Annotated in this window: 4 protein-coding genes and 1 pseudogene; 3 read left to right on the forward strand and 2 right to left on the reverse strand. The window is 74.2% G+C overall.

Annotated elements, in window-relative coordinates; genetic code table 11:
* The first annotated feature begins 53 nt into the window (after nucleotides 1–53).
* Together GTW67_RS30115 and GTW67_RS30120 are read left to right on the forward strand one after the other, a co-directional pair.
* Nucleotides 54–2,804, forward strand: coding sequence for a SpoIIE family protein phosphatase (locus GTW67_RS30115; RefSeq protein WP_202437888.1), 2,751 nt, complete (start codon nucleotides 54–56; stop codon nucleotides 2,802–2,804).
* Nucleotides 2,805–2,932: 128 nt separating this feature from the next.
* Nucleotides 2,933–3,769 carry a chitosanase gene (locus tag GTW67_RS30120; RefSeq protein ID WP_161167916.1) on the forward strand — a complete coding sequence of 279 codons (837 nt, stop codon included), beginning with the start codon at nucleotides 2,933–2,935 and terminating at the stop codon, nucleotides 3,767–3,769.
* An 85-nt stretch (nucleotides 3,770–3,854) separates the two neighbouring features.
* Here GTW67_RS30120 and GTW67_RS30125 read toward each other — a convergent pair whose 3' ends face one another.
* On the reverse strand, nucleotides 3,855–4,028 hold the full coding sequence (locus GTW67_RS30125) for a CsbD family protein (protein ID WP_052841170.1): 174 nt from the start codon (nucleotides 4,026–4,028) through the stop codon (nucleotides 3,855–3,857).
* Nucleotides 4,029–4,182: 154 nt separating this feature from the next.
* Here GTW67_RS30125 and GTW67_RS37170 point away from each other — a divergent pair, with 154 nt between their 5' ends.
* Complete coding sequence (locus GTW67_RS37170) at nucleotides 4,183–4,329, forward strand: hypothetical protein (protein WP_202437890.1); 147 nt, start codon at nucleotides 4,183–4,185, stop codon at nucleotides 4,327–4,329.
* 14 nt (nucleotides 4,330–4,343) lie between these two features.
* On the opposite strand, the pseudogene GTW67_RS30130 reads toward GTW67_RS37170, so the two are convergent.
* Nucleotides 4,344–4,650: pseudogene (locus GTW67_RS30130) on the reverse strand (MFS transporter); the annotation flags it as partial.

Here is a 4,650-nt window from a genome sequence, read left to right on the forward strand (position 1 = left end):
GTCCCCGGGGGCGCCCCTCGCCTCACGCGGCCCGGCAGTGTAGACATGGGCACATGGTCCGACTGATGGGTCGATCGGGAGAGCGGTCACCCCGTCGTCCCATCGGTTCGCTCGCCCGGCAGCGTGACGCGGACCGGTCACGACGGGCAGCGGCCGCGGGGCGCCGGGGCCGGTTCGCGGCTCTGCGGTCGGCGCTGTCCGGGCGCAGTGTCGCCGGTCAGGTCTTCGTGCTGAACGTGGTCATCGTGCTGCTGCTCGTGGTGGTGGCGGCGGTCTCGCTCGTGCTCCAGGTGCAGCACGACAGCACGGTGGAGGCCCGCAACCGCTCGGTCGCCGTGGCCGCGACGTTCGCGAACTCCCCCGGCATGGTCGAGGCGCTGCGAAGTCCCGATCCCACGGCGGTCCTCCAGCCGCGGGCCGAGGCGGCGCGCAAGGCGACGGGTGTGGACTTCATCGTCGTCCTGAACCCCGACGGGATCCGCTACACCCATCCGATCCCCGACCGCATCGGCAAGAAGTTCGTCGGGAACATCGCCCCCGCGCTGGAGGGGCGCACCGTCACCGAGGAGATCGACGGCACCATAGGACGGCTGGTCCAGGCCGTGGTGCCGGTCGAGACTCCGGACGGGAAGGTCGTCGGCCTGGTCTCGGCCGGCATCACCACGGAGAACGTGGGCGGCGTCGCCGACCGGCAGCTGCCGCTGGTGCTGATCGCCGCCGGCGTCGGCCTGGCCCTGGCGACCGCGGGCACCGCGCTGGTCAGCCGGCGGCTGCTGCGGCAGACCCACGGCCTGGGCCCGCACGAGATGACCCGGATGTACGAACACCACGACGCGGTTCTGCACTCCGTGCGGGAGGGCGTGCTCATCATCGGCGGGGAGGGCAGGCTGCTGCTCGCCAACGACGAGGCGCACCGCCTGCTCGACCTGCCCGCCGACGCCGAGGGCCGGCACGTCCTGGACCTCGGCCTGCCGGACGACACGGCGCGGCTGCTGGAGTCCGGGCGGGTGGCCACGGACGAGGTGCACCTGGTCAAGGACCGGCTGCTGGCGATCAACCTGCGGCCCACGGACGAGCGGGGCGGCCCGCCCGGCAGCGTCGCCACCCTGCGCGACTCCACGGAGCTGCGGGCCCTGTCCGGCCGTGCCGAGACCGCCCGGGAGCGGCTGGACATGCTGTACGACGCCGGGGTGGGCATCGGCACCAGCCTGGACGTCACCCGGACCGCCGAGGAGCTGGCGGAGCTGGCCGCGCCCCGCTTCGCGGACTACGTCACCGTGGACCTGTTCGACGCGGTGCTCGGCGGCGGCCAGCCGGAGGCGGTGACCCCGCTGCGCCGCACCGCCCTCAGCGGCGTCGACGAGGGCGCGCCGCTCTACCCGGTGGGCCGGCAGATCCGCTTCGTGCCGTCCTCCCCGCAGGCCCAGACGCTGGCCACCGGCCGCTCGCTCCTGGAGCCCGACCTCAGCCGGGCCCCGGGCTGGCAGGCACAGGACCTCGAGATCTCCGCGCAGATCGTGGCGTACGGCATCCACTCGCTGATCACCGTGCCGCTGCGCGCGGGCGCCCTGGTGCTCGGGGTGGTCGGCTTCTGGCGGTCGCGGCGGCCCGAGCCGTTCGACGAGGACGAGCTGGCGCTCGCCGAGGAGCTGGTCGCGCGCGCCGCGGTCTCCATCGACAACGCGCGCCGCTACACCCGCGAGCACGGCATGGCGGTGACGCTCCAGCAGAGCCTGCTGCCCCGCAGGATGCCCGAGCAGAACGCCCTGGACGTCGCCCACCGCTATCTGCCCGCGCAGGCGGGGGTGGGCGGGGACTGGTTCGACGTGCTGCCGCTCTCCGGGGCCCGGGTGGCGCTGGTGGTGGGCGACGTCGTCGGCCACGGTCTGCACGCGGCGGCCACGATGGGCCGGCTGCGGACGGCGGTGCACAACTTCTCGGCGCTGGACCTGCCACCCGACGAGCTGCTGGTCCTGCTGGACGAGCTGGTCGCCCGCATCGACCAGGACGAGGCCGCCGACGACACCGCCGCCCCGGTCACCGGCGCGACCTGCCTGTACGCCATCTACGACCCGGTCGCCGCCACCTGTGTGATCGCCCGGGCCGGTCATCCGCCGCCCGCCCTGATCCGCCCCGACGGCGAGGTGGAGTTCCCCGAGGTGCCCGCCGGTCCCCCGCTGGGCCTGGGCGGGCTGCCGTTCGAGACGGCCGAGCTGCACCTGCCGGAGGGCAGCCGGCTGGTGCTGTACACCGACGGGCTCGTGGAGGACCGGGAGCACGACATCGACGTCGGCCTGGAACAGCTGCGCAGGGCGCTGGAGATCGCGGGCGAGTCGCCGGAGGACACCTGCCGTACCGTCCTCGACGCCCGGCTCCCGGACCGGCCGGGCGACGACATCGCGCTGCTGGTCGCCCGGACCCGGGTGCTGGGCCCGGACCGGGTCGCCGAGTGGCGGGTGCCGAACGACCCGGCCGCCGTGGGCGAGGTGCGCGCCCAGGTCACCCGGCGGCTGACGGAGTGGGGGCTGGACGAGCTGGCGTTCACGACGGAGCTGATCCTGAGCGAGCTGGTCACCAACGCGATCCGGTACGGCGGCGAGACGGTCCATGTGCGGGTGCTGCGCGACCGCAGCCTGATCTGCGAGGTGTTCGACAGCAGCAGCACCTCACCGCACCTGCGCTACGCGGCCATGACCGACGAGGGCGGGCGCGGACTGTTCCTCGTGGCGCAGCTCGCCGAGCGGTGGGGCACCCGCTACACACCGGACGGCAAGGTCATCTGGGCGGAGCAGCCGGTGCCCTGACGGGGCGGGAGCAGCGGGACCGTGCCGGTCCCCCGTGTGAGTGGCGTCCGACTCGTCCGCTTCGGGTAGGAAACCTTCCTCACCGTCTGCGGCCGCCCGCCCGGCCCCTCGCTCCCTCTGGAGATCCCGTGAGGCACCCCTCGTCCCGTCCGGTGCGTCAGGACGGCACCGCACGCCGTACCGTGCTCGCCATGACACGCGCTTCCCTGGTCGCCTTCCTCCTCTCCCCCGTCCGGGCCGCCGCGGCGGCCTGGCGCCCCGCGGGGCTCGACGACCCGGCGAAGAAGGAGATCGCCATGCGCCTGGTGTCGAGCGCCGAGAACTCCACGCTCGACTGGACGGCGCAGTACGGCTACATCGAGGACATCGGCGACGGCCGCGGCTACACGGCGGGCATCATCGGCTTCTGCTCGGGCACCGGCGACATGCTCGCCCTGGTGGAGCTCTACACCGGCCGCCGGCCCGGCAACGCGCTCGCGCGCTTCCTGCCCGCGCTGCGCGCGGTCGACGGCTCCGACTCGCACGAGGGGCTCGACCCGCACTTCCCCGAGGACTGGCGCCGGGCCGCCGGCGAGCGGGACTTTCGCCGGGCGCAGGACGACGAGCGCGACCGCGTGTACTTCGATCCGGCCGTGCGGCAGGCGAAGGCGGACGGGCTGCGGACCCTTGGCCAGTTCGCGTACTACGACGCGATGGTGATGCACGGCGAGGGCGGCCCGGAGGGTTTCGCCGCCATCCGCGAGCGGGCCCTCGGCCGGGCCGTGCCCCCGGCCCGCGGCGGCGACGAGACGGCCTACCTGAACGCCTTCCTGGACGCGCGGGTGCGGGCCATGAGGCAGGAGGTGGCGCACAGCGACACCAGTCGCGTCGACACGGCGCAGCGCGTCTTCCTGCGCGAGGGCAACCTCGACCTGGAACCGCCGCTGCGGTGGCGGGTGTACGGGGACGACTACCGCATCGACTGACCGGGGCGGGCGCGCGAACGGGCCGCGGACCCCGGCCGTGTGCTGGGGTCCGCGGCCCGTTCGGTGCCGCCCGGCGGTACCGGTGTCAGTGCCGGAACGCGTCCTTGCCCTTCTCCTTGGCCTGGCGGGCGTCGCCCTTCGACTGCTCGGCGCGGCCCTCGGCCGTCATCCGCTCGTTGCCGACGGCACGCCCCGCCGCCTCCTTGGCCTTTCCCTTGGCCTGTTCCATCTTGGCCTTGGACTTCTGGTTGCCGGCCACGTCTTCTCACCTCACGACGTCGGGTTGCGATGTCCTGCCTTGCGGGTCGCCCGTCCGGGCGGTGTCAAACCCACGGGCTGATCCGGGGACCGCCGGGTACAAGCACGGCGTACGGACGGCCGTACAGACAGACCCGTCTACCCGGAGGAACGTCATGCCCGGAATGCTGGACCGGATCAAGCAGTTCGCGCGCAGCCCGCAGGGCCGCCGGACGGCGGAACAGGTGCGCCGCGCCGCCGCGGACCCCCGCCGCCGCGCGCAGGCCCAGGAGATGCTGCGGAAGTTCGGCAAGCGCCGCTGAGCGGGACCGGTCGTTCAGCCCTGCCCCGCGTGGGTGTGGCTGTGGGACGTCTCCGGCGGGCAGCCGCCCTTGCCGTGCCGGTCCCGGCGCCAGTCGAGGACGGCGACGGCCAGGGCGCACAGCATGGCGGCGACGCCGGTGCCGACCGAGAGGGCCACGGCCTCGTGGTAGTCGTCGTGGGTGGCGCTCAGCGCCAGGTAGAACAGGCCGGGCAGCGCGGCGGTGCCCACGGCGCCGCCGAGGCGCTGGCCCGTCTGGAGCGCGCCGCCGGCGGCACCCGCCATCCGCACCGGGACGTCCCGCAGCGTCATGGTGATGTTC

The organism is Streptomyces sp. SID5910, assembly GCF_009862125.1.
In the GTDB taxonomy this organism is placed as follows: domain Bacteria; phylum Actinomycetota; class Actinomycetes; order Streptomycetales; family Streptomycetaceae; genus Streptomyces.